The organism is Sphingopyxis sp. LK2115, assembly GCF_014595975.1.
Classification (GTDB): domain Bacteria; phylum Pseudomonadota; class Alphaproteobacteria; order Sphingomonadales; family Sphingomonadaceae; genus Sphingopyxis.
In genome coordinates this window covers 1-23,475 of record NZ_JABWGQ010000035.1, presented here as the reverse complement: position 1 = coordinate 23,475, position 23,475 = coordinate 1, and the positions used below count along the sequence as shown (strand labels likewise).

The 23,475-nt window shown below is 64.5% G+C and carries 21 protein-coding genes, 2 tRNA genes and 1 pseudogene; 12 read left to right on the top strand and 12 right to left on the bottom strand.

Going from position 1 to position 23,475, the window contains the following annotated elements:
• Nucleotides 1-87: 87 nt before the first annotated feature.
• The 3 genes from HUW43_RS05355 to tkt form a co-directional block, all read right to left on the bottom strand.
• Entirely contained in the window at nt 88-1,284 is a 1,197-nt protein-coding gene (locus HUW43_RS05355) for a phosphoglycerate kinase (protein ID WP_188236409.1), read from the bottom strand.
• Nucleotides 1,285-1,420: 136 nt separating this feature from the next.
• Nucleotides 1,421-2,428: a type I glyceraldehyde-3-phosphate dehydrogenase gene (gene gap / locus HUW43_RS05350; RefSeq protein WP_188236408.1), complete on the bottom strand. Its 1,008-nt coding sequence runs from the start codon at nt 2,426-2,428 to the stop codon at nt 1,421-1,423.
• Between the two features lie 36 nt (nt 2,429-2,464).
• Nucleotides 2,465-4,447, bottom strand: coding sequence for a transketolase (tkt, locus tag HUW43_RS05345; protein WP_188236407.1), 1,983 nt, complete (start codon nt 4,445-4,447; stop codon nt 2,465-2,467).
• A gap of 156 nt (nt 4,448-4,603) precedes the next feature.
• Between tkt and HUW43_RS05340 the strand changes: the two genes are divergently transcribed.
• From HUW43_RS05340 to HUW43_RS05325, 4 genes are all read left to right on the top strand, one after another.
• Nucleotides 4,604-4,810, top strand: a complete 207-nt coding sequence (locus HUW43_RS05340) for a hypothetical protein (RefSeq protein ID WP_188236406.1) — start codon at nt 4,604-4,606, stop codon at nt 4,808-4,810.
• On the top strand, nt 4,803-5,249 hold the full coding sequence (locus HUW43_RS05335; RefSeq protein WP_188236405.1) for a cell division protein ZapA: 447 nt from the start codon (nt 4,803-4,805) through the stop codon (nt 5,247-5,249). The genes HUW43_RS05340 and HUW43_RS05335 overlap by 8 nt, the downstream gene beginning before the upstream one ends.
• A 219-nt stretch (nt 5,250-5,468) precedes the next feature.
• The gene (locus HUW43_RS05330) at nt 5,469-6,062 is read left to right on the top strand and encodes a 5-formyltetrahydrofolate cyclo-ligase (protein WP_188236404.1); all 594 of its coding nucleotides are present in this window, start codon (nt 5,469-5,471) and stop codon (nt 6,060-6,062) included.
• Complete coding sequence (locus HUW43_RS05325) at nt 6,059-6,289, top strand: DUF2842 domain-containing protein (RefSeq protein ID WP_317450826.1); 231 nt, start codon at nt 6,059-6,061, stop codon at nt 6,287-6,289. Before HUW43_RS05330 ends, HUW43_RS05325 begins: the two co-directional genes overlap by 4 nt.
• A gap of 80 nt (nt 6,290-6,369) precedes the next feature.
• On the opposite strand, the gene HUW43_RS05320 is transcribed toward HUW43_RS05325, so the two are convergent.
• Nucleotides 6,370-6,446: transfer RNA gene (locus HUW43_RS05320), tRNA-Asp, on the bottom strand.
• Between the two features lie 43 nt (nt 6,447-6,489).
• Nucleotides 6,490-7,662 carry an AI-2E family transporter gene (locus tag HUW43_RS05315; RefSeq protein WP_188236403.1) on the bottom strand — a complete coding sequence of 391 codons (1,173 nt, stop codon included), beginning with the start codon at nt 7,660-7,662 and terminating at the stop codon, nt 6,490-6,492.
• A gap of 222 nt (nt 7,663-7,884) precedes the next feature.
• Between HUW43_RS05315 and HUW43_RS05310 the strand changes: the two genes are divergently transcribed.
• From HUW43_RS05310 to HUW43_RS05295, 4 genes are all read left to right on the top strand, one after another.
• Complete coding sequence (locus HUW43_RS05310; protein ID WP_188236402.1) at nt 7,885-8,886, top strand: DUF11 domain-containing protein; 1,002 nt, start codon at nt 7,885-7,887, stop codon at nt 8,884-8,886.
• A gap of 11 nt (nt 8,887-8,897) precedes the next feature.
• A complete protein-coding gene (locus HUW43_RS05305) occupies nt 8,898-9,362 on the top strand; it encodes a DUF11 domain-containing protein (protein WP_188236401.1) in 465 nt (154 codons plus the stop codon).
• Between the two features lie 75 nt (nt 9,363-9,437).
• Nucleotides 9,438-10,502, top strand: coding sequence for a DUF11 domain-containing protein (locus tag HUW43_RS05300; protein ID WP_188236400.1), 1,065 nt, complete (start codon nt 9,438-9,440; stop codon nt 10,500-10,502).
• 68 nt (nt 10,503-10,570) lie between these two features.
• The gene (locus tag HUW43_RS05295; protein ID WP_188236399.1) at nt 10,571-15,682 is read left to right on the top strand and encodes a DUF11 domain-containing protein; all 5,112 of its coding nucleotides are present in this window, start codon (nt 10,571-10,573) and stop codon (nt 15,680-15,682) included.
• Nucleotides 15,683-15,788: 106 nt separating this feature from the next.
• On the opposite strand, the gene HUW43_RS05290 is transcribed toward HUW43_RS05295, so the two are convergent.
• From HUW43_RS05290 to thyA, 4 genes are all read right to left on the bottom strand, one after another.
• Complete coding sequence (locus HUW43_RS05290; protein ID WP_188236398.1) at nt 15,789-17,093, bottom strand: dihydrolipoamide acetyltransferase family protein; 1,305 nt, start codon at nt 17,091-17,093, stop codon at nt 15,789-15,791.
• A 4-nt stretch (nt 17,094-17,097) separates the two neighbouring features.
• On the bottom strand, nt 17,098-18,102 hold the full coding sequence (locus HUW43_RS05285) for an alpha-ketoacid dehydrogenase subunit beta (protein ID WP_188236466.1): 1,005 nt from the start codon (nt 18,100-18,102) through the stop codon (nt 17,098-17,100).
• Nucleotides 18,103-18,128: 26 nt separating this feature from the next.
• Nucleotides 18,129-19,424 (bottom strand): 3-methyl-2-oxobutanoate dehydrogenase (2-methylpropanoyl-transferring) subunit alpha, encoded by a 1,296-nt coding sequence (locus HUW43_RS05280; protein ID WP_188236397.1) that lies wholly within the window; start codon nt 19,422-19,424, stop codon nt 18,129-18,131.
• A gap of 92 nt (nt 19,425-19,516) precedes the next feature.
• Entirely contained in the window at nt 19,517-20,410 is an 894-nt protein-coding gene (gene thyA, locus HUW43_RS05275; RefSeq protein WP_411157932.1) for a thymidylate synthase, read from the bottom strand.
• A gap of 185 nt (nt 20,411-20,595) precedes the next feature.
• Here thyA and HUW43_RS05270 point away from each other — a divergent pair, with 185 nt between their 5' ends.
• The 3 genes from HUW43_RS05270 to HUW43_RS15840 all read left to right on the top strand — a co-directional run bounded on the left by HUW43_RS05270 (nt 20,596) and on the right by HUW43_RS15840 (nt 21,866).
• Entirely contained in the window at nt 20,596-21,024 is a 429-nt protein-coding gene (locus HUW43_RS05270; protein ID WP_188236395.1) for a JAB domain-containing protein, read from the top strand.
• A gap of 107 nt (nt 21,025-21,131) precedes the next feature.
• Nucleotides 21,132-21,208, top strand: a tRNA-Pro gene (locus tag HUW43_RS05265).
• A 523-nt stretch (nt 21,209-21,731) separates the two neighbouring features.
• Complete coding sequence (locus tag HUW43_RS15840) at nt 21,732-21,866, top strand: hypothetical protein (protein WP_262926789.1); 135 nt, start codon at nt 21,732-21,734, stop codon at nt 21,864-21,866.
• Between the two features lie 13 nt (nt 21,867-21,879).
• On the opposite strand, the gene HUW43_RS05260 is transcribed toward HUW43_RS15840, so the two are convergent.
• Nucleotides 21,880-22,044, bottom strand: coding sequence for a hypothetical protein (locus HUW43_RS05260; protein WP_188236394.1), 165 nt, complete (start codon nt 22,042-22,044; stop codon nt 21,880-21,882).
• 151 nt (nt 22,045-22,195) lie between these two features.
• Between HUW43_RS05260 and HUW43_RS05255 the strand changes: the two genes are divergently transcribed.
• Nucleotides 22,196-22,738: a flavin reductase family protein gene (locus HUW43_RS05255; protein ID WP_188236393.1), complete on the top strand. Its 543-nt coding sequence runs from the start codon at nt 22,196-22,198 to the stop codon at nt 22,736-22,738.
• Between the two features lie 87 nt (nt 22,739-22,825).
• Here the strand turns inward: HUW43_RS05255 and HUW43_RS05250 are convergent, their stop codons facing one another.
• Both HUW43_RS05250 and HUW43_RS05245 read right to left on the bottom strand, forming a co-directional pair.
• Nucleotides 22,826-23,218 carry a hypothetical protein gene (locus tag HUW43_RS05250; RefSeq protein WP_188236392.1) on the bottom strand — a complete coding sequence of 131 codons (393 nt, stop codon included), beginning with the start codon at nt 23,216-23,218 and terminating at the stop codon, nt 22,826-22,828.
• Nucleotides 23,215-23,475, bottom strand: a pseudogene (locus HUW43_RS05245) (hypothetical protein); the annotation flags it as partial. The pseudogene HUW43_RS05245 and the gene HUW43_RS05250, both read right to left, overlap by 4 nt.

Here is a 23,475-nt window from a genome sequence, read left to right as displayed (position 1 = left end):
GCGGTTGTCATAAGGTCTCCGATGATTTGCATACGTATGTGGCGGCGCGCATAGCGTCCCGCTGTGCAGGATGCAATGCGCCGAAACCTAGGCTTTGAGCGCGTCGACGCCCGGCAGCGGCTTGCCTTCCATCCATTCGAGGAAGGCGCCGCCCGCAGTCGAGACAAAGGTGAAATCGCCCGCAACCCCGGCATGATTGAGCGCCGCGACGGTATCGCCGCCGCCCGCGACCGACGTGAGCGAGCCTTCGCGCGTCAGCGCCGCGGCCGTTTTCGCCAGCGCCACGGTGGCACTGTCAAAGGGCGGTGTCTCGAACGCCCCAAGCGGGCCGTTCCACACCAGGGTGCGGCAATTTTTGAGCACGTCCGCGAGCGCCTCCACCGCAGCGGGTCCGACATCGAGGATCATTTCGTCGGCGGCAACTTCGTGGACATTGACCGTGCGCGTCGGCGGGTTCGGCGCGAACTCCTTTGCCACCACGACGTCATAGGGCAGATGGATCGTGCAACCCGCCGCGTCGGCGGCGTCGAAGATCGCATTTGCCGTATCGACCAGTTCATGCTCGCACAGCGACTTGCCGACATCGACCCCGCGCGCGGCAAGGAAGGTGTTGGCCATGCCGCCGCCGATGATGAGATGATCGACCTTGCCGACGAGGTTCCTCAGCACGTCGATCTTGCTCGATACCTTGGCGCCGCCGACGACCGCCGCGACCGGCTGCACCGGATTGCCGAGCGCGGCGTCGAGCGCCTTCAGCTCGGCTTCCATGGCACGGCCCGCATAGGCGGGAAGCCGCCGGGCGATGCCTTCGGTCGAGCCATGCGCGCGGTGCGCAGCGGAGAAGGCGTCGTTGACGTAGAGATCACCGATTTCCGCAAGCGCGGCGGCGAACGCCGGATCATTCTTTTCCTCGCCGGGATAGAAGCGCGTGTTTTCGAGCACCGCGACATCGCCCGGTGCGAGCACCGCAACGCCCGCCTTCGCCCCTTCGCCGACGGCTTCGGGAATGAACATCACCGAATGGCCCAGCACATCCTCGACCCCGCCCATGACAAGGCTGAGCGATTGCGTCGGGTTCTTCGCCCCCTTCGGCCGCCCGAAATGCGCGAGCAACAGAACAATCGCGCCCTTGTCCGACAATTCGCGGATCGTCGGCATCGCCGCCTGGATGCGCGTCGCGTCGCTGACCGCGCCATCGATCATCGGGACGTTGAGATCGACGCGCACGAGGACGCGCTTGCCGGTGACGTCACCGATGTCGTCGAGGGTCTTGAACGCGGTCATTTGTTTGTCACTCCATTGCCCGACGCGGCGCCCCAGTAAAGGCAGAGGCCCGTCTTCTGCGCTTTCGTCACCCGCAACCGTCCCGCGATTTGGATAGGTCGGTGATGGCCCCTGTCTTCACAGGGGCACGGGCAAACTACAGCAGCTTCGCGATCACGCCCGCGGTGTCGACCATGCGGTTCGAAAAGCCCCATTCATTGTCATACCAGCTCACCACGCGCACCAGCTTGCCTTCGAGCACCGCGGTTTCAAGGCTGTCGACCGTCGAGCTTGCGGGGCAATGATTATAGTCGATCGACACCAGCGGTTCATCGGAGAATGCCAGCACACCCTTGAGCGCGCCTTCCGACGCGTCCTTCAGTATCTGGTTCACTTCCGCGACGCTTGTATCGCGCTTCGGCGTGAAAGTCAGGTCGACCAGGCTGACGTTCGGGGTCGGAACGCGAATCGCCGACCCATCGAGCTTGCCCTTGAGTTCGGGCAGCACTTCGCCGACCGCGCGCGCGGCGCCCGTCGTTGTCGGGATGATCGACATGGCGGCAGCACGCGCGCGGCGCATGTCGCTGTGGATCTGGTCCAGAATCTTCTGGTCATTGGTATAGGCGTGAACCGTGGTCATCAGCCCGCGCTCGATGCCCAGCGTGTCGTTGAGCACCTTGGCGACCGGCGCGAGGCAGTTGGTCGTGCAGCTGGCGTTCGACACTACGACATGTTCGGCGGTCAGCTTGTCGTGATTGACCCCGTAAACGACGGTCAGGTCGGCGCCCTTTGCGGGGGCCGAGATCAGCACGCGCTTGGCGCCGGCGGCCAGATGCTTCGACGCGCTGTCGCGGTCGGTGAAAAAACCCGTGCATTCGAGCGCGATGTCGACACCAAGGTCGCCGTGCGGCAGGTTCGCGGGATCGCGTTCCTTGGTCACGCGGATCGCCTTGCCGCCCACGATCATCTGGTCGCCGTCGGCCGAAACCTCTCCGGGGAACGGGCCATGAACGCTGTCGCGCTTGAACAGCAGCGCATTCGCCTTGGCATCGGCAAGGTCGTTGATCGCAACCAGTTCGAGCCCGCAGTCCGGACGTTCAAGAATGGCGCGCGCCACGAGGCGACCGATGCGTCCGAAACCGTTGATTGCGACTTTCACTGCCATGTCGAGTTATCCTTTCTGCGAATGGTCGGCCGGTCCTTAACGGCTCAGCCGGGCCAGGATCTGGGGGGTGATTGCATCGGCGGTAAGGCCGAAATGCCTGAACAGGTCATCGATGGGTGCCGAAGCACCGAAGCTGTCGATACCGAAGCGCAGACCGTCGCGCCCGGTATAGCGTTCCCAGCCGAAAGTCGTGCCCGCCTCGATCGAAACGATCAGCGCATCGTCGGGCAGAATGTCGGACTGATAAGCGGCGTCCTGCTCGTCGAACAATTCGGTCGAGACCATCGAGACGACGTCGGCGCCATGGCCCTCGGCCTCGATCCTGTCGGCGATTTCAAGCGCGAGCGAGACTTCCGAACCCGTCGCGACGAGCACGACCTGGCGCGCCGCCGATGCACTGCGCAGGCGATAACCGCCTTTTATACAACGATTTTCCGTGACGTCATGGCGTATCGGGGGAAGATTCTGACGCGTCAGCGCGAGCAGCGACGGGCGCCCTTCCTGCGCCAGTGCGATGGCCCAGCATTCGGCGGTCTCGATCGCATCGGCGGGACGCATGACGAGCAGGTTCGGCATCGCGCGCAGCGACTGGAGATGTTCGACCGGCTGATGCGTCGGGCCGTCTTCGCCGAGGCCGATGCTGTCATGCGTCATCACATAGATGACGCGCTGCTTCTGAAGCGCCGACAGGCGGATCGCTGCGCGGCAATAATCGGCGAACACCAGAAAGGTGCCGCCATAGGGGATCACGCCGCCGTGCAGCGCCATGCCGTTCATTGCCGCCGCCATGCCGAACTCGCGGATGCCATAATAGATATAGCGCCCGGAATAATCACTTTTTGTCAGTGGTTTGGTAAACGATGTTTTGGTGTTGTTGGAACCTGTGAGATCGGCGCTGCCGCCGATCAGCGACGCAATGTCGGCGGTGAGTGCGCTCAGCGTGTTTTCCGATGCCTTGCGCGTCGCGACCGTCGGCGGTTCGGCCGCGAGCCTGTCGAGATAGGCGTTGAACGCATCGCCCGGAACGACCTTGCCACTCAGCCGCGACTCAAAATCGCTTTTCTTTTCGCTATTTGCAAGTCGTTCATTCCATTCGGCATGAAGTTTTTTGCCTTTCTCGCCAAATGCCGCCCAAGCTGCCGCGACATTGCCGGGAATGACGAACGGTTCGGCGGTCCAGCCCAGTTCCTTGCGCGCGGCGGCGATCTCGTCGGCGCCGAGCGGGGCGCCGTGCGTGGCCGACGTGCCCTGCTTGTTCGGCGCGCCGAAACCGATGATCGTGCGGCACGCGATCAGCGACGGGCGCGGATCGGCCAGCGCGGCGTCGATCGCGCGGCGAATGTCGGCTGCGTCGTGCCCGTCGCAATGTTCGACGTGCCAGCCCGTCGCGGCATAGCGCGCAGCAATGTCCTCGCTCGTCGACAGGTCGGTCGCTCCGTCGATCGTGATCCTGTTGTCGTCCCACAAGACGGTCAGACGCCCCAGGCCAAGGTGACCCGCCAGTCCGATCGCCTCGTGATTAATGCCCTCCATCAAACAGCCGTCGCCCGCGATCACCCAGGTGCGGTGATCGACAAGATCGTCGCCATAAACGGCGTTCAGATGCCGCTCGGCGATGGCCATGCCGACCGCGGTGGCAAGCCCCTGCCCCAACGGGCCGGTGGTCGTCTCGACCCCTTCGAGCTCGAAATTTTCGGGATGCCCCGCGCAGGGGCTGTGAAGTTGGCGGAAATTGCGGATGTCGTCGATTGTCGGCCGCGCATATCCCGCGAGGTGCAGCGACGCATAGGCGAGCATCGACCCGTGACCGGCCGAAAGGACGAATCGGTCGCGATCGGCCCATTTCGGATCGGTCGGATCGAACTTCAGATAGTCCGAATACAACACGGTGGCGACATCGGCCATGCCCATCGGCATCCCCGGGTGGCCGCTGTTCGCGGCCTGGACGGCGTCCATCGCGAGCGCGCGGATCGCGTTGGCGAGCTGGCGTTCGGCCAAATGGGCTTCGGGATGTGTCATGAGTCCCCCGGGAAAGGATGTTTGGGTGGCCGGATTCGGTGCGACTGCCCTTTGCGGCCGTACGGGCAGGAGTCAACCGCTCGCGGCACAATTTCGCCCGCATTTCGGCGTGGACAGGCGATTGCACCCCTTCGTTGGCGCTGCTAACCCTTGTCCATGGAACTCGATCTCGACGAATCCAGCCTCGCCATCGGTCGCATCGAGCGCGCGCTGAGCCGGATCGAGAAAGCGCTGGCCGATCGCGTCAACCGCCCCACACCCGCCAGCGCCACCCCGGCTGCCGACCAATCGGCGCTGAAGGCGGAGGTCGCGGCCGTCATCGGCGAGCTTGACCGGCTGATCGCGGAGGCGGGCCGTGGCTGATGTCAAGCTGACCATCGCAGGGCGCCCCTATGACGTCCATTGCGCCGACGGCGAAGAAGCCCGGCTGATCCAGCTAGCCGCGGTCGTCGACGAAAAAACGCGCACGATGCCCGGTCTGACCGAAGTTCGCCAGTTGCTGTTCGCGGCGCTGATGCTCGCCGACGAAGTGCAGGAAGCGCGCGGCAAGATCGACAAGGTCGAACCCCAATCGGATTCGCTGCGGGCCGCCGTTGCACTCGCTGAAAGCCGCGAGGCGCAGGCGCGCGACGAGCTCAAGGCCGCGATCGCGCGCGAGCAGGCGGCGCTCAGGGAGCTTGAGGCGGCGCGCGAAGCCGTCGCCGTGCCCCCGGCGGCTGCGAACCCTGCTCACAACCGCGCGCTGCTCCAGATTGCCGAGCGGATCGAAACGCTCGCCACGCGGGTCGAGCAACTCCCTTGAGCGAAGGCGCCCGCCCCCCTACATAGGGGACGGCGGGCACTGCCCGGCACGAGCCGCTGCGAATATCCCTGAGGCGATACATCATCCAAGGGGGCTGTCCCTGCCCGGATCCTGGTCCGACGCACATGGTCCCCACCTGACGTTACCGGCGTCAGAGGATTTTCCGGCAAACGACCACGGCGGTCCCGCCAACCGCTCCCTCACGGCCCGGAGAGGGCGATGACCGACCTGTGCGCCAGCCTTTCCGAACAAAAGCAGAAATTGCGCGAACGGTTGCGTTTCCGGCGGCGGCATTTCGTCGCCAGTCTCGATCGAATGGCGGGGCTTGTCGCCTTTCGCACGCTTCCGGCGTCCCTGGCCGCCAGCCTGACCGATCACGCCGTCGTCGGCGCCTATGTCGCGCATGGCGACGAGCCTGATGTGCTGACGATGCTCGCCCATCTGGCCGCAAAGGACGCGCTGGCTTTGCCGCATCACGCGGGTCGCGTCGCCGAAATGGGCTTTCGCCGCTGGCGCCCCGGCGAATCGCTTGTGACGGGGCCGTGGCGGACGCAGCAGCCGGACGATGGTGCACCCTTGGCCGAACCGCATGCGATTTTCTGTCCGCTTGTCGGTTTCGATCGTCGGGGCGGTCGGATCGGCCAGGGCGGCGGACATTACGACCGCTATTTCGCCGCCCATCCCTATGCATTGCGAATCGGCATCGGCTGGTCGGTGCAGGAAATCGACGATTGCCCGCGCGAATCGACCGACATCGCGCTCGATGCGATCCTGACTGAACAAGAGTTGATCCTTTGCGGAGACCGCCTGTGAACGACCAGCCCACCGATCCTCAGCCAAGCTGGCGCAAGCCCGCGGGCATGTTCCTCATCCTGGCGCTGATCGGCGGCTGGACGGCGATCGTCGTCAGCCTGTCGCCATGGGTGGGCCGCTGGCCCGTATTGGTGCAAGCGCTCTTTTATCTCGTCGCGGGAATAATGTGGATTGCGCCCTTGAAGCCGCTGCTGCGCTGGATGGAACTGGGGACCTGGCGCCGCTAAACAGCGGCGCCAATCCAACCTGTTCCCATGATGGCATCATCCCAGGCTGCGGTGGCCATCCCGTCTCGAACGACGGGAAATGGCGCGAGTGACGGGGCTCGAACCCGCGACCTCCGGCGTGACAGGCCGGCGCTCTAACCAACTGAGCTACACCCGCTTGCGCTTGGGAGCCGCGCCAATATGACCCGCGCGGCGACCTGTCAACCGTCGCGTTCTTCCTGTGTGCGATTTAATCGGTCGCGCACCTCGTCGGTCGTGGTGAGCGTGCCATGTTCAAAGAGGAATCCAGCCAGATCGGGCGTTCCCGTCGAGGCAAGCACGGTCTGGAGGATCAGCAACAGGGGCACAGCGAGAAGAGCCCCCGGCGTGCCCCACACCCAGCCCCAGAAGCTCAACGAGACGAGGATGAGCAAGGGATTGATGGTGAGCCGCTTGCCGAGCACCAGCGGCGTGATCAGATTCGCCTCGACCAGGTGCACCCCGATAAAGATGAGCGCAGGCAAAAGCGCGAACCCGACCGCGTCGAACGTCATCAGCCCGCCCAGGCCCAGCAGGACCGCAGCGACGATCGGCCCCAGATAGGGCACGAAATTGCAGATGCTGACGATCCCGCCCCACATGAAGGGCGACGGCATGCCGAGCGCCCAGAGAAGCAGCGCGACGATCAGCCCGAGCATTGCGTTGATCATCGTGATCGTCGCCAGATAGTCGGCTGTCGCATCGACGACATTCTGGATAACGCGCGCCGTCTGCATCGCCCCGTCGAAACTGCCGCGTCGGCGAATCGTGCCGCGGCGAAGCCGCGTCCAGCCAGCAAGGAAGAAAAAGATCACCAGCACCGCAAAGAACAGCTGAATCGCCGCCGCAGGCGCCGAAGAGATGAAATAGTCGACCACCGACGTTGGCGCCGTGGCCGCCACTGCCTGCGCCGTCGCCTCGGTCCCGCTGGCCACCGACGTCAGCGTGCGATCGACGAAGCGCTGGAGCGTCGAATAGAAATCGATCAAGGGCGCAAGATTGCTCTGGATACGCGGAATCGATTCGGGAAGCCGCGCGAACCAGCCCGTCGCGGGCACGACGATGATCGCCAGCGCCGCATTGATGATCGCGAGAAAGGCCGCGAGCGACAGGAAGGCGGCAAGCGCCGACGGCACGCCGCGGCGCTCAAGCCATTCGAGCAGCGGCACCAGCGCGATCGCGATGACGATTGCCGCAGTCAGCGGCAGGAAAAACTCCGCGCCAGCCTGCAAGGCAAAAGGCAGGCCAAGGCAGAAGCTGGCGCCGAGGATCAGCACCAGCGCGGCGAGCAGCCGGTCGCGGCGAAAATCGTCGATCTCGATCTGGCGCAGCGGATTGACACGCGACGGCCGCATATCCTTTCTGCCCCCATCGTCCGCCACCCTGCGTCTCCCTGTTAACCGTCTCATCTTACGCTCGCTGCACGCATCGCGCCAGTCGCCCCGCTTTGCGGCAAAAGCACGGCGGCGTCTGTCCCTTTTTGGAGCAAATCACAGCTTTCCAACGACTTTTTAACCAGAAATTACCCTTTTTCGGCGACTGACGGCTCCAAGGACCAACCTTTCGGAGTCAATTTGATGATGATAGCGCCTGTGGGGGGCGCGAAGCATCGGCTTCTTCCCTCTTGTTCACTCATCGCGCTGCTCGCCGCGCTTGCGTTGCCGGTGCAGGCGACCGCTGCCGGCACGCGCGCCGGTTCAACGATCAGCAATACCGCAACCGCCAGCTTCGATTCCGGCGGCGGGCCAACGACGATCGACTCCAACCGCGTCGATCTGCTCGTCGACGAACTGCTCGACGTCACGGTCGATTCGAGCAATCCCGCCGACGTGCCGACCACACCGGGCGCGACCGGACAGGTTCTGACCTTCTCGGTCACCAACAATGGCAATGGCGTCGAGGCTTTCGCGCTGAGCACGGTCGCGAATGCGGGCGGCGACGATTATGATCCTGCCGTCACACAGATTTATCTCGACAATGGTGACGGCCTGTTCGACGCGGGCACCGACACGCTTTACACTGCGGGGGCGAACGATCCGACGCTCGATCCCGACGAAAGCATCGCCGTGTTCGTCGTGACGACGACGCCCGGAACGGTCGTCGACGGCAATCGCGGCATCGTCAGCCTGGTTGCCGCGGCCAGGACCGGAACCGGCACCCCCGGCACCAGCTTTGCCGGTCAGGGCGAAGGCGGTGGCGACGCCGTCGTCGGCGCGACCGGCGCCGATGGCGAAGATGCCGGGGCGTTCGTCGTGTCGGCCGCGACGGTCGCGCTCGTCAAATCGGCGAGCATCACCAACCCGCTCGGCACCGCCGATCCGATCCCCGGCGCGACGATCACCTATACGATCGTCGCGACGGTGACGGGCAGCGGTTCGGTGAGCGGCCTGGCTGTCACCGACAATATCCCTGCCGACACCAGCTATGTCCCCGGCTCGATCACGCTCGGCGGCAGCCCCCTTACCGACGCGGCCGATGCCGACGCGGGCGATTACAACGGCGCGCGGATCAATGTCGCGCTCGGCACCGTCGCCGGTGGTCAGAGCCGCACCATTAGCTTCCAGACCATGATCCACTGATGGAGATGCCCATGCGCCCTGCCCTTTTGCTTATGCTCGCCGCCGCGCTTCCCGGCCCGGCCTTCGCTGCCAACCAGGTTGCGCTCGACAACAAGGTTTTTGTCGAGCGGGTTTCGACCGACGCCGATGGCAAGCAGCGCATCCTGCTCGAAGAACCGAAGCTCGTCGTCCCCGGCGACCGGCTCGTCTTCGTCCTGAATTATCGCAACGTCGGCGCACAGGCCGCCGACAAGTTCGTGGTCACCAATCCGCTGCCCGCCGCGGTCCGTTTCGCCGGTGCCGGTGACACAGAGCCGCTGGTGTCGGTCGACGGGGGCAAGCAGTGGGGGCGGCTTGACGAGCTTTCGATAGCGACGGCCGACGGCGCACACCGTGCCGCGCAGCCCGCCGATGTCACGCATATCCGCTGGGCCTTTCAAAAGCCGATTCCGGCGGGGGCCACGGGCAAGCTCATGTTTCGGGGAATTGTCAAATAGTTACCTGAAAATAACCGCTTAATGATTGCCAGCGGTGGGGAATAGGCAATCGATCCAAGCCAAGGAGCTTCAGCTATGACCAGCAAGCTGAACAACGTGGGCTTCATCGGTCTGGCGGCGATTTCAAGTCTCGCCGCCACGCCGGCACTTGCTGCCGGCACGACCGCGGGAACCACAATCACCAATACCGCTACCGTCGACTATCAGGTCGGTGGCGTCGCGCAGGGCCAGCAATCGGCGTCGAACAATTTTACCGTCGATCGCAAGATCAACCTGCTTGTCGAGGAAGTCGGCACCGTCACAACCAATGTCGTTCCGGGGCAAACCAACGCCGTGACGACCTTTCAGCTGACCAACAGCTCGAACGAAGTGCTCGATTTCGCGCTCGTCGCCTCGCAGATCGTCGGCGGCACCGCCGCGCATGGCGGCACCGACAGCTTCAACGCGACCAACGTGCGCATTTACCGCGACAACACATCGTCGGGTTCGATCGGCAGTTGGGATGCCGGTGACACGCTGGTTTCTGGCTATATTGACGAGCTTGTCGTCGATACGGCGATCCGCCTGTTCGTCGTTGCCGACATTCCGGCCGGGCTCGCCAACAACGCCGTCGCCGGGGTGACCCTTCGCGCGACGGCGCGCGAAGGCGGCACGTCGGGCAGTCAGGGCGCGGCGATCACCGAAACGACCGGCGCAAACACCGCGGGCAAGGACACCGTCTTTGCCGACGTCGCTGGCGTGACCGGCGATGCCGCGCGCGACGGGTCGCACAGCGACGATGACGATTATACGGTCCAGACGGCGACGCTCACCGTCACCAAGACCAGTCGCGTCATCTCCGACCCGTTCAACAACACGACCAACCCGAAACTGATTCCGGGCGCGGTCGTCGAATATTGCATCGCCGTCGCCAATTCGGGCAGCGCTGACGCCACGTCGGTCGTGATCAACGACCCCGTGCCCGGCCAGCTGACCTTCAACGCGGGCACGATCCTGCTGAACGGCACGGTCACCGCAGGAACGTGCAACGCCGACGGCACGGCAGGCGGCAGCTATTCGGCGCCCAACGTGTCGGGGACGATCGCAACGATCGCCGCGGGCGCGACGCGCACCCTCGTTTTCCGCGCCACGGTCAACTGACCAGGTAACGGGCGGGAACAGCGCGCGCGCCGGGGGCACCGGCCGCCGCTGCTCCCTTCGGGGCTGGCATGGCTATCCGCGACACATCCCTTGGCCTTCTGACTGCACTGGTTGCGGCAGCGCTGCTGCCTGCGGCTCCGGCGGCGCGCGCGCAGGTGATCACGAACACCGCGTCGGCCGAATGGACGCATCACGGCCATCGCGGTGCGACGCTGTCGAACCGCGTCGACGTGGCCGTCGTCCCGCGCCCGTCCGATCCGCCGCGCATGGCAACCTATCGCCTGACGACCGGCGGCGGCGACCGCTCGGTACCGCTCGCGCCGACACAATGCGTCCGCGCGCGAACGGGCGGCGTCGGGGCGCTCAGCGCGACCGCAACGGCCGCAATCCCGCTCGCCGGCGTTTATCAAGGGATGTCGACCGCCCCGGCATCGCTTCAGAGCAGCGACCGCTTTCGCGCCGGCGAAATGCTCGTCGTGGGCGTGACGCTCGTATCGGCGAATCGCGACCCGCAGGCGCGCGACACCTTGCCCGTCCTTCTCGATCTCGAAAATGGCGACCGCGAATCGATCACCCTCACCGAAACCGCCGCAAACAGCGGCGAGTTCGTCGGTTTCATCAACACGATCGGCGTGCCGCCCGCCGTGGTGCAGGGCGACTGTCGCCTGTCGGTCAACCCCGGCGCGCCGCTGACACTGCGCGTGTCCGATCGGGCGAGCGCCAGTCTGGTTGCGCTCGCGACGATCGACTTCCTTGTCGACCCCTTTGGCATCGTGTTCGACAGCGGCGACGGCGCGCCCGTGGCGGGCAGCCGTGTCACGATCGTCGATGCCGCCACCGGCCAGCCCGCCGCCGTGTTCGGCGACGACGGCGTTTCGGCCTATCCTTCCAGCGTTATCACCGGACAGCGCGTCACCGATTCGGGCGGGACGGTCTATGACTTCCCGGCGGGCGACTATCGCTTTCCCTTCGTCGCGCCGGGCAGCTACCGGCTGATCGTCGCCCCCCCCGCGCCCTTCACCGCGCCGTCGGCCGCCAGCCCGGCCGATCTGGCCGCATTTCGCCGTCCCGACGACGGCCAGCCGTTTACCATCGTCGACGCCAGCTATGGCCGTGCCTTTACCCTGAACAGTCCCGCCCCGGTGCGCGTCGACATTCCCGTCGACCAGCCCGGCCTGCCACTGGTCCTGCGCAAGACGACTTCCACACAGGTCGCGGTGCCGGGCGATGTCGTGCAATATCGGATCGAGGTCGCCAATCGCGACGCGCGGCGCACCACCGGCGCGGTGACGGTGCGCGACGTCCTGCCGGCCGGGATGCGGCTGCGTGCCGACACGGTGCGCGTCGATGGCGCGCGCGTCGACGCCGCGATAGAGTCGAACGGCCGCGCCTTCACCGTCACCCTGCCCGGCATCGCGGCCGCGCGGTCGGTGCTGCTCACCTATCTGGCCGAAGTCGCCGTCTCGGCGCAGCCGGGCAGCGCGCTGAACCGCGCCAGCGCGACCGACAATCGCGGGACGACCAGCAACATCGCCGAAGCGACGATCGCGATCAAACGCGACCAGCTCGGCGATCGCATGACGATTATCGGCCGTATCACGGACGGCGGCTGCGCGGTCGATCCCGCCAAGGCCGACGGCATCATGGGCGTGCGCGTGATGCTGCAGGACGGCAGCTATACCGTCACCGACGAAGATGGCCGCTATCATTTCGCAGGGGTGCGCCCCGGCCTGCACGTCGTGCAGATCGATCCTTCGACGCTGCCGCTTGACCGCGCCGCCGTCGATTGCGCGCGGAGCGCACAAAGCGCGGGCAGCGCCATCTCGCGCTTTGTCGAAGGTCGCGGCGGCGCGCTGAAACGCGCCGACTTCCGCGCCGCCGCCAGCACCCCGCGCGCTGCGTCGGCCCCCTCCGCGCGCCCGGTGGCGACGCCCCTTTCCGATCCCGAAGCGGCCGGCGCCCATCGCGACTGGCTGGCCGGGCAAGAACCCGGCATCGGCTGGCTTTTCCCCGCCGCCGACCATAATCCACGCGCCAAGGCCATCCGCGCCGCGATCAAACACACGCCGGGACAGATCGTCGCGCTGCGCGTCAACGGCCAGCCCGCCGATCCGCTGACCTTTGAAGGCGTCAGCAAATCGGCCGACGGCCGCGTCGCGGTCAGCCTGTGGCGCGGGCTCGAAATCCGCGAGGGCGAAAACCGGCTGGTGGCCGAAATAAAGGATGCGAACGGCGCGACGGTCGAAACGATCGAGCGCAGCGTCCATTATTCGATCACCCCGATGCGCGCGGCGCTGATCCGCGAAAAATCGGTGCTCGTCGCCGATGGCGTGACGCGCCCGGTGATCGCCGTTCGCCTGACCGACCGCGACGGCAAGCCGATCCGCGCCGGGCTGACCGGCGATTTCAGCGTCCCTGCACCCTATTATCCGGCGATCGAGGCCGATGCGCAGCAGGCACGCCAGCTGTCGGGCCTCGAACGCGCGCAACCGGTCTGGAAGGTCGATGGCGACGACGGCATCGCCTATATCGAGCTTGAACCGACGACCGCCTCGGGCACGCTGTCGATCGACTTTCTGTTCCGCGACGATCGGGTGACGCGCAAGCAGGTGATCGAAACCTGGCTCGACCCCGGCGATCGTGCGTGGACCGTCGTCGGCTTTGCTGCGGGGACGCTCGGATACAACACGCTCGATGACCGGATGGAGCCGGTCGCCGAGACGCTGGACGACCTCAATGCCGACGGGCGCCTTGCGCTCTATGCCAAGGGACGCGTGCGCGGAAAATGGCTGATGACGCTCGCCTATGACAGCGACAAGAAGGCGGACGATGCGCGCTTCGGCGGCGTGATCGATCCGCGCGCCTATTATACCATCTATGCCGACCGCAACGAGACACGCCATGATGCCGCATCGGTTCGCAAGCTCTATCTGCGGCTCGAACGCCCGCAATTTTACGCGATGTTCGGCGATATCGAGACGGGCATTTCGGAACCTGAGCTTGCCCGCTACCAGCGCGCACTCAACGGCGGCAAGGCAGAGTATCGCGGCCGCAATCTTGCCGCGACCGCCTTCGTCGCCGACACCCCCTATCGGTTCCGCCGTGACGAGATCCAGGGCAATGGCCTGACGGGACCGTACCAGCTCGGCGCAAAGGATATTGTGCCGAACAGCGAGCGGGTCGTCATCGAGACGCGCGACCGGCTGCACAGCGAACGCATCGTCGACAGCGTCGCCCTGACCCGCCACGTCGATTACGACATCGACTATCTGTCGGGCACGATCCGTTTTCGCGCACCAGTGCTCAGTCGGTCGTCGAACCTCGACCCGCAGTTCATCGTCGCCGAATATGAAGTCGATGGTGTCGGCCAGCGCGTGCTCAACGCCGGCGGTCGCGTCAGCTATCGGTCGGACGATGAAAAGTTGCGTATCGGCGCGACCTTCATCCACGACGAGGACGGCAACACCCAGACCGACATTGGCGGCATCGACGTGCGCTATCGCCCGAATATCGACACCGAAGTCCGCGCCGAACTGGCGGTGAGCAATGCGAAAGCGCTGCACGGCGGCAGCGCCGCCGCAGGAACCGCGAAAGCATGGCTGATCGAGGCCGAACATCATGGCAGCGCCGCCGATTTCCTGGCCTATATCCGCGAGCGCGAGGCCGGTTTCGGCGCGGGTCAACTCAATCGCGGAGAGGACGGCACGCGCAAGCTGGGCGTTGATGCCCGCCTTCGCGCGACGCGCACGCTGTCGCTGACGGGCAGCGCCTGGCAGGAAGACTATCTGGATACCGGCGCGCGGCGCCGCGCCGCGCGCGCGCTGGTCGAATATGACAATGGCAGCAGCATCGCGCGCGCCGGGCTGACGCACGCCGACGATCGCCTGTCCGACGCCGCGCGCAACCGCTCGACCATCGTTCAGGTCGGCGCGACGCAGCGCCTGTTCGATAAGCGCCTCGAACTCGATGCGCAGACCGAATTTGCTCTGGGCGGCAGGGATGCGAGCATCGACTTCCCGACACGGCACCGGCTGGGCGCACGCTTCGGCATCAGCCGCGACGTCAACCTCGTCGGCAGTTATGAAATCGCCGACGGCGATACGGTCCGCGCGCGCACCGCGCGGCTCGGTTTCGACCTCACCCCCTGGTCCGGCGCACGCCTGCTCGCCACCGCGAACCGGCAGGACATCGGCGAATATGGCCCGCGCAGCTTCGCTGCCTATGGGCTGTCGCAGTCGCTGAAGCTCGGTAACCATCTGTCGGTCGATGTCTCGGTCGACGGCAATCGCACGATCGGCGGGATTCGCGCGGGCGACGTGCTGAACGCGCAGCAGCCGGTCGCATCGGGCGGCTTTCTGGGCGGCAACACTGTGCTGACCGAGGATTTCCTGGCGATCAGCACCGGCGCGACCTGGCGCGCCGACCGCTGGACACTCACCGGCCGTGCCGAATATCGCGATGGTGAACTTGCCAACCGCTATGGCCTGACGCTCGGCGGTCTGCGCCAACTGGGCGAAGGCCGTGCCCTGGGCGCGCTGTTCACCTATGCCAAGGCCAGCGGCAACGGCACGACGCCGACGACCGAGGTGATCCAGTTCGAGATGAGCTGGGCGCACCGCCCGGCCAACTCACAGGTTTCGTGGCTGGGCAAGGGCGAGTTCCGCTCTGACAAGGTGCGCGATGCTGTTGCGGGGCAGGCCGGACCGATTGGCGGCGCCGCGCTGACGATCGACGGCGACGCGACGAGCCGCCGCCTGCTGGGCAGTCTGTCGATCAACTGGACCCCGCTCGGTGTGCGCGGCGAAGGCGGCAGGTGGCATGAGCGCGCCGAGGTCGGACTTTTCTGGGGCACACGCTATAATTTCGACCGCTTCGGCGCGGATGACGTCAAGGGCTGGTCGAACCTGATCGGCGCCGACTTTCGTTTCAACCTTGGCGAGCATGTCGATGTCGGGGCATCGGGCACCGTGCGCGTGGGCACCGATGCCGATACCGTCAGCTGGGCCGGGGGGCCAACGGTGACGCTGGCGCCGATGACGAACGCCAACATCACCTTCGGTTACAATTTCGCGGGCTTCCACGACCGCGATTTCGAGGATGCGCGATTCTCCCGATCGGGCGCCTATGTGACTTTCAAGCTGAAGTTCGACCAGACGAGCTTTGCGGGATTAGGGCTTTAAGCCCGCCGCGGACTCCGCTTGCATCGAGCAAGGTCGAAATGCCCATCGTCAGCACGCGCCGCCGGGGTGTCCCGACCTTGCTCGACACGAACCGAACCGGGCAGGTTCAATCTGCAAACAGCAACACCGGCGTTTCGATCAGCTTCTTCAGCGCCTGAACATAGCTGGCCGCATCCCAGCCATCGACCACCCTGTGATCGCAACTGATCGACAGGTTCATCAGCTTGGCCCGCCGAATGTCGTCGCCATCGAACACCGGACGTTCGACGATCTTGTTCGGCCCGATGATCGCGACCTCTGGCCGGTTGATCACCGGCGTCGTCGCGATGCCGCCAAGCGGGCCGAGCGACGTGATGGTGAGCGTGCCGCCGGTCAATTCCTCGACTTTCGCCTTGCCGCTGCGCGCGGCTTCGGCGAGGCGCGCGATCTCGCTCGCCAGCTGCCAGACATTCTTGTCCTGCGCATCGCGGATCACCGGCACCATCAGCCCCGCGTCGGTCTGTGTCGCCATGCCCAGATGCACCGCGCCGTGGCGCGTCACCACGCCTGCTTCATCGTCATAACGGGCGTTGATCATCGGAAAATCGGGGATCGTGCGGCAGATTGCGACGATCAGGAAGGGCAGCATCGTCAGCTTGGGGCGATCGCCGCGATTGGCGTTCAAATCCGCGCGCATCGCTTCAAGCGCGGTGACATCCATTTCCTCGACATAGGTGAAATGCGGAATCGCGCGCTTCGCCGCCGCCATATTTTCCGCAATCTTGCGGCGCATCCCGATGACCTTGACCGGCTCGTCGGCGCGCGCGCGGCTCGCGCCCGGCGCGCGATAGCCCTGCCCCGCGCTATAGCGGAGGAAGGCGTCGAGGTCGGCGTGACGGATGCGATCGCCGTCGGACTGCACCTGCGACAGGTCGATGCCCAGATCCTTTGCACGCGCGCGAACGGCGGGCGAGGCCAGCACCGGCTTTTCCTTCCCCTTCTGGCCTGAACCTGTTGATAGGCCGGTTTCCCGTTCGGCGGTCGACGGCAAGGACGGCTTTTTGACAGGCTCAGGGTCCACGGATTGAGAGGGCGCCACCGTTTCAGCCATCGGTGTTTGCTCCGCCCCCGGCGTTTCCGCCACGATCGCGTCCTCTGCGGCTTCCTTCGCGGGCGCTTCCAGCGTCTCGTCATCGGTCTCGATCACCGCCAGCGTCGATCCGATCGGAATCAGGTCGCCGACCTCGCCCGCCAGTTCGACGACCACGCCCGAAACCGGCGATTCCATTTCGACGGTCGCCTTGTCCGTCATCATGTCGGCAAGCTGCGCATCTTCCTCGACGCGCTCGCCCACCTTGACGTGCCAGGCGACGATCTCGGCCTCGGCGATGCCTTCGCCAATGTCGGGCAGACGGAATGAATAGCGGGCCATGGCGTCAGTCCTTCAGGATTTTGGTGAGCGCGGTCGCGATGCGCACCGGGCCGGGGAAATAGGCCCATTCGAGGCTGTGCGGATAGGGCGTGTCGAAGCCGGTGACGCGCTCGACCGGCGCTTCGAGGTGATAGAAGCAACGCTCCTGCACCAGCGCGGCGAGTTCGGCGCCAAAGCCCGAGGTGCGCGTCGCTTCGTGGACGATCATACAACGGCCGGTCTTGTTCACCGACGCCTCGATCGCTTCGATGTCGAGCGGCAAAAGCGTGCGCAGGTCGATGATTTCGGCGTCGATGCCCATTTCCTCGACGATCGTCCTGGTGACATGGACCATTGTGCCATAGGCGAGAATCGTCAACGCCTCGCCCGCGCGGACCGTCGCGGCCTTGCCCAGGTCGATGCGGTAATAGCCTTCGGGCACCGCGCTCGCATCATGTTTCGACCAGGGTTCGACGGGGCGGTCGTAATAGCCGCTGAACGGACCGTTATAGATGCGCTTGGGTTCAAGGAAGACGACGGGGTCATTATCCTCGATCGCCGCGATCAGCAGGCCCTTGGCATCATAGGGATTCGACGGGATCACCGTCTTGACGCCGCAGATGTGGGTCATGATGCTTTCGGGCGACTGACTGTGCGTCTGGCCGCCGAAAATGCCGCCGCCGAACGGCGTGCGCACCGTCATCGGGCAGATAAAATCATTCGCCGAACGGTAACGCAGTCGCGCCGCTTCGCTGACGAGCTGGTCGAGCCCCGGATAGATATAGTCCGCGAACTGGATTTCGGGGACGGGGCGCAGGCCATAAGCGCCCATGCCGACCGCAACGCCGATGATGCCGCATTCGTTGATCGGCGTGTCGAACACGCGCGTCTTGCCATGCTTTTTCTGCAGGCCCGCGGTGGCGCGGAACACACCGCCGAAATAACCGACATCCTCGCCCATCACGACGGTCGCCGGATCGCGTTCGAGCATGACGTCCATGGCGCTGTTGATCGCCTCGATCATGTTCATGGTCCTGGTTTGGGTATCGGCGCTCATCATTCGGGCTTCCAGTCGGGGCCGAACTTGGCCTCTTGCTCGGCGAGCATCTGCGCACATTGTTCCTTGAGATGCCAGGGCATCTCCTCGAACACATCCTCGAACATCGTTTCGAACGGCTGGTGCATCCCGTGACCGAGAATGCCCAGCTTTTCGGACTGCTTCTGTGTCGTCTTGACCAGTTCGTCGAGTTCTCTGGTCAGCGCGTCGTGACGCGCCTCATCCCATTCGCCGAGTGCGATCAGATGCTGTTTGAGCCGCACGATCGGATCGCCGAAGGGCCAGGCGCTCGCTTCCTGTGCGGCGCGATAGGCACTGGGATCGTCCGACGTGCTGTGGCCTTCGGCGCGATAGGTGAAATGTTCGATCAGCGTCGGGCCGTTGTTCGTCCGCGCGCGGTCGGCCGCCCACTGCGTCGCTGCATAGACCGCCAGCGCGTCGTTGCCGTCAACGCGCAACCCCGCGATGCCATAGCCCACGGCGCGCGCCGCAAAGGTCGTGCGCTCGCCCCCGGCAAAGCCCGAAAAGCTCGAAATCGCCCACTGGTTGTTCACGACATTGAAAATCACGGGCGCGTTGTAGACCGTGGCAAAGGTCAGCGCCGAGTGGAAGTCGCCCTCGGCCGACGAACCTTCGCCGCACCACACGGTCGCGATGCGGCTGTCGCCCTTTGACGCCGACGCCATCGCCCAGCCCACCGCCTGCGGATATTGCGTGGCAAGATTGCCCGACACGCTGAAGAATCCATGCTCGGGCGCCGAATACATGATCGGCAACTGCCGCCCCAGCAGATGATCGCCGCGGTTCGAATAAATCTGGTTCATCATCTGGATCAGCGGATATTCGCGCGCGATCAAAATGCCCTGCTGGCGATAGCTGGGGAAACACATGTCGGCGCGGTCGATCGCCATCGTCGAGGCGATCGAGGTTGCCTCCTCGCCCGTGCATTTCATGTAAAAACTGGTCTTGCCCTGCCGCTGCGCGCGGAACATGCGGTCGTCGAACGCCCGCGTCAGCATCATGTAACGCAGCATCGTGCGCAACCGGTCGGCGGGCAGTTTCGGATCCCACGGCCCCTTTGCCTGTCCATCGAAATCGAGGACGCGGACAAGGCCATAGCAAAGCTCACGCATCGCATCGGGCCTGGTCGCTTCGCCGGGGCGCGGGGTCGCCTCAACCGCGGGGATCTCGATGTCGCCAAAATCCGGCGTGTCACCGGGACGATAGCGCGGTTCGGGGATGTGAAGCGACAGCGGCGGCAGGTTGCGCGCCGGTCGGCGATCCGACTCAGGCATATCTTCTTCCCTTCGGGCGCGAATCAGCGCCTAGTTATATTTCAATGTGGCGACATATTATTACGGTCTCCATAGGAATGCAACGCCGCGTCTCAAACCGCCACGGGCGCGGGAATATGGGCTTGCGGCGCATAATCATCGACCATGAAATCGTCGAACCGGTAATCGAATATGCTCGGCGGGCGACGCAGGATACGCAGTATGGGCTTCCCGTCGGGCACGCGCGCCAACTGGCGTTCGACCAGTTCGGCGTGATTGAGATAGAGATGGACGTCGCCGCCGGTCCACACGACCTCGTGCGCGTGAAGGTCGCATTGCTGGGCGACCATGCGCGTGAGCAGCGCCGCCTCGAAAATGTTGAACGCAAAGCCCAGACCAAGATCGCACGACCGCTGGAACAACAGGCACGACAGTCCGCCGTCGCTGCGAACATGGAACTGATAGGTCATGTGACACGGCGGCAGCGCCATCCGGTCCAGATCGTCGACGTTCCAGCCGGTAAATATATGCCGGCGCGATCCAGGATTGTTTCGGAGCGAATCGATCAGTGCCGCAATCTGGTTGTGCCCGCGTTCGGCGCGGCGAAACAGGCCCGCGCCCGCAGGCTCGTAACGCGGCCAGTTCACCCACTGGTGGCCATAGACCGGACCAAGATCACCCCACTCGACGGCAAAGTCCGCGTCGGCGACGATGCGCGCCTCGAAATCGGCGGCGCTGATTTCGTCGCCGGTCGCGCGGCGATATTTTTCGAGCGGCCAGTCGGTCCATATCTTTACGCCCTGCGCGACGAGCGGGCGGATATTGGTGTCGCCGCTGAGGAACCACAACAGCTCGCGCAGCGCCGTTTTCCAATAAACGCGCTTCGTCGTCAGCAAGGGAATCGCATCGTCCTTTAGCGAGAATCGCATCGTTTCGCCGAACAGCGACCGCGTGCCGACACCGGTGCGATCGACGCGCTCGTCCCCCTCGACCCAGATGCGGCGCATCAGGTCGAGATATTGCAGTTCATAATGGATGGAATCAGCCAAGGCGCGCTCCCTTTCCCTTTCCCACCATTGCTAGGCCCCGCGCCGCGCGACGACAAGAGCGTCACCCCGTGCTGCCCGCCGATCCATCCGATGCGGGGCAGTCGGCGGTTGGGTTGCCCCCGCGCCTGCGCCATGCGGCGACAATGACGATCCTTGAACCGACAGGCACAGCCGGGTCCAATGCCCGGCGTCGCGGCTTCGTGCCGTGCGATGCCGAAGATGCGGTTGTATCCCATTTGCTGCGCCCTCAATTCGACGGCGACCGTGAAAGCCTGATCCTTGCGGCCTTCGATGCGTATCAGCGGCTTGTCCGTTTCGATCGCGTCGATGGCGGAACGGCGCGACGTTGCATTATCCCGCCGCGATGCTGGCGCGCGTTGCTCACCGGCAGCACTACCGGCATTGTGATGGCGCACAATCACCCGTCGGGCGTTGCCTGGCCAAGTGACGCCGATATCGCTGCCACGCGCGACACGGCGCAGTTCCTGCGGGTTGCGGGTATCGATCTGGTCGATCATCTGATTTTCGTCGCCGATGGCCATTTCAGCTTTCGCGCTGCCGAAATGCTGTAGTGGGGGCAATCAGCTTCCCTGTGCCGATTGACGCTTGAAGTTCGCTGATTGCGCGTCTAGAGGACCGCCCTGCCTTCGCGGTGGCCATGGCCGACGCGCGGATCGGTCGGGGAGTAGCTCAGCCTGGTAGAGCACTGTCTTCGGGAGGCAGGGGCCGGAGGTTCGAATCCTCTCTCCCCGACCAATTTCTTCACATCGAAATGATCTCACCCCCTCACGGGGACCTGAAATGGCGCAGTTCTGCGCCACTTTTGGCGCGAGCAAAAAAGCCTGAGACGAGATATGTGGCCCGCTCTCTCTCCGGTGGCCCAATTCTCTCCAAAACCTCTGGACCGCGCCGGTTTGGTCACAGAAAAATAGCTATTTATTTCAGATCCTTGAGAACGGTCTTGAACCAGCTTTTCAGACCTCATTTGCCTGCCAAATCTTCATCAGCACTGAAAACGAAATTACCTTTAGAGTTGAAAGGTGCGCGACACGCTGCCCCGTGCCCGAAGGGAAAACCGCGCACTGCGAGGCTGCGCTGCCACCAATCCGCAACGAAGCCGTCCGCGAATTTCGGGACGCGCTGGCAAGAATTGCAACGCACTTGCCAGCGGGATTCATGAACCGCGCGTGTTGAATTGCCCGGCGATTTCATACCGCTGTTCTGGCAGAATGGGGATAAGAGGGTGGCGGGGCGATCTGCCCCGCGAAGGGAATTCCCGATGGCCAAGAGCCAGAAAAGATCGAACCGCGAAGTGCGCAAGCCCAAGGTGGACAAGCCCAAGAAACTGAATGCATCCAATCCCTCGCTCAAGCCGGGCGTCGTTGCCGGTCTGGACAACATGAAACGCGGTTGATCGGCGCCGCCACCTAGCCGGGATTCGTCTCGAACCCCGGCAGGTCGCCCAGGCCAACCCAATGCTGGCGACTTTTGGTCCAGACCTGCACTTGCGGCGTGAAGCCGTTGGTATCGTCCTGGAGTTGAATGGTGCGCGTCACGCTGCCCCGCGCCCGAAGGGAAGCCAGTGTCGTCACCAGCTACAATCCCTTCGACAGCTTCCACGCACTTGGTACGGTCGCCTGATTCGGAGGTGTTTGCCGTAGCAGGTCTTTGTCGGCTCACTGCAAAGTGGGGTATGCGAACGCAACCTGACCACGACGCACCCGTGTGCAAAGGAGGAGGAAGATGGAGCCGCTGCCCCTGTCGCGCGCCTTCACCCTGATCGAGCCGGGGCCGGTCGTTCTAGTCACCACCCATGACGGGACACGGCCCAATGTGATGACCATCAGCTGGACCATGGTTCGCAACTTCGAGGCAGAATTCGCGCTGACCACCGGGTCGTGGAACCATTCCTGGCGCGCCCTGTGCGACACGCGCGAATGCGTGCTCGCAATCCCGGGCGCCGACCTGATCGACACGGTGGTCGGCGTCGGCACCTGTTCGGGCGCAGATACGGACAAGTTCGCGCGTTTTGGCCTGACGCCGTTGCCCTCCCGCCATGTCCGTGCGCCGCTGATCGCGGAGTGTCTGGCCAATATCGAATGCCGCGTCGAAGAGATCATCACCCGGCTGGACCTTGTGCTGCTGCGTGGTCAGGCAGCCCATATCGATCCCGCCCGAACCGACCGGCGGCGGCTGCATGCGGTGGGCGACGGCACCTTTTACGCCGACGGTGAACACTTCGACCGCCGCGCCGCGATGCGCGCCAAACTGCCCGAAGGGATATAGCTGGGGATTTTCTGGCAGGGTGAGGCCCATCTCATTGGTTCGCGATGTTGGCGGAACCAGTGGGACTTCAACCAGCGATATCTCAAATCAAAGCGTCAGAAACATCTCCCGCTGCTCCTGCCAGCAATCGGGGATAGGCCGCTTCAGCATCTGCAGGTTGATGCCTCGCGGCTGGCGACCGGCAAGTACCATTTCCACAATGTCAGGAGCCAGCAGAGTCATTCGCAAAAGCCGGCTGACATAGGAGCGGTCGATCTTTTCCTTGGCCGCAATTTCATCAACGCTTTCGTAGAGGCCCTGCTCCATCAGCTTGCGCCAGCGGAACCCCCGGGCAATCGCTTTGACAAGCGCTCCATCCTGACCACCCCGTAGCCCCCCAGCCCTGCTTTTCTCTGCATCCGGGGTGATGATCAGCTTGCGCCCTCCCCGGCGGCGCAGGGTGATTGGGACGCGGATTTCGAGTTGCCGTTCCGTATTCATGCCGCTGCCAGCTCCCGGGTCCGCATGGTTCCCATTTCCTCGACCAAGGCCGCTATTCCGTTCGCATGGAGCTTGATGGACATGGTGTCGACGCCAATATCGACACGCGCTACCAGCAGCTGGACGACACGGGCCTGTTCCCCGGGAAACAAGTGGTCCCACAGCAGATCCAGCTCGATGATCGCGGAACGCATTTCCGCCTCCTCAATGGTCGCGTCCGTCAAGGTGGTGTAATTTCGGCTGTGGCCGTGGGCCAT

What these genes read in the sequence shown, in the direction of transcription:
- HUW43_RS05355 (WP_188236409.1), bottom strand. Translation starts at nt 1,284, where the DNA reads ATGACCGCGTTCAAGACCCTCGACGACATCGGTGACGTCACCGGCAAG.
- gap (WP_188236408.1), bottom strand. Translation starts at nt 2,428, where the DNA reads ATGGCAGTGAAAGTCGCAATCAACGGTTTCGGACGCATCGGTCGCCTC.
- tkt (WP_188236407.1), bottom strand. Translation starts at nt 4,447, where the DNA reads ATGACACATCCCGAAGCCCATTTGGCCGAACGCCAGCTCGCCAACGCG.
- HUW43_RS05340 (WP_188236406.1), top strand. Translation starts at nt 4,604, where the DNA reads ATGGAACTCGATCTCGACGAATCCAGCCTCGCCATCGGTCGCATCGAG.
- HUW43_RS05330 (WP_188236404.1), top strand. Translation starts at nt 5,469, where the DNA reads ATGACCGACCTGTGCGCCAGCCTTTCCGAACAAAAGCAGAAATTGCGC.
- HUW43_RS05315 (WP_188236403.1), bottom strand. Translation starts at nt 7,662, where the DNA reads ATGCGGCCGTCGCGTGTCAATCCGCTGCGCCAGATCGAGATCGACGAT.
- HUW43_RS05310 (WP_188236402.1), top strand. Translation starts at nt 7,885, where the DNA reads ATGATGATAGCGCCTGTGGGGGGCGCGAAGCATCGGCTTCTTCCCTCT.
- HUW43_RS05305 (WP_188236401.1), top strand. Translation starts at nt 8,898, where the DNA reads ATGCGCCCTGCCCTTTTGCTTATGCTCGCCGCCGCGCTTCCCGGCCCG.
- HUW43_RS05300 (WP_188236400.1), top strand. Translation starts at nt 9,438, where the DNA reads ATGACCAGCAAGCTGAACAACGTGGGCTTCATCGGTCTGGCGGCGATT.
- HUW43_RS05295 (WP_188236399.1), top strand. Translation starts at nt 10,571, where the DNA reads ATGGCTATCCGCGACACATCCCTTGGCCTTCTGACTGCACTGGTTGCG.
- HUW43_RS05290 (WP_188236398.1), bottom strand. Translation starts at nt 17,093, where the DNA reads ATGGCCCGCTATTCATTCCGTCTGCCCGACATTGGCGAAGGCATCGCC.
- HUW43_RS05285 (WP_188236466.1), bottom strand. Translation starts at nt 18,102, where the DNA reads ATGAACATGATCGAGGCGATCAACAGCGCCATGGACGTCATGCTCGAA.
- HUW43_RS05280 (WP_188236397.1), bottom strand. Translation starts at nt 19,424, where the DNA reads ATGCCTGAGTCGGATCGCCGACCGGCGCGCAACCTGCCGCCGCTGTCG.
- thyA (WP_411157932.1), bottom strand. Translation starts at nt 20,410, where the DNA reads ATGCGCCGCATCTGGGTCGAGGGGGACGAGCGCGTCGATCGCACCGGT.
- HUW43_RS05270 (WP_188236395.1), top strand. Translation starts at nt 20,596, where the DNA reads ATGACGATCCTTGAACCGACAGGCACAGCCGGGTCCAATGCCCGGCGT.
- HUW43_RS15840 (WP_262926789.1), top strand. Translation starts at nt 21,732, where the DNA reads ATGGCCAAGAGCCAGAAAAGATCGAACCGCGAAGTGCGCAAGCCCAAG.
- HUW43_RS05255 (WP_188236393.1), top strand. Translation starts at nt 22,196, where the DNA reads ATGGAGCCGCTGCCCCTGTCGCGCGCCTTCACCCTGATCGAGCCGGGG.
- HUW43_RS05250 (WP_188236392.1), bottom strand. Translation starts at nt 23,218, where the DNA reads ATGAATACGGAACGGCAACTCGAAATCCGCGTCCCAATCACCCTGCGC.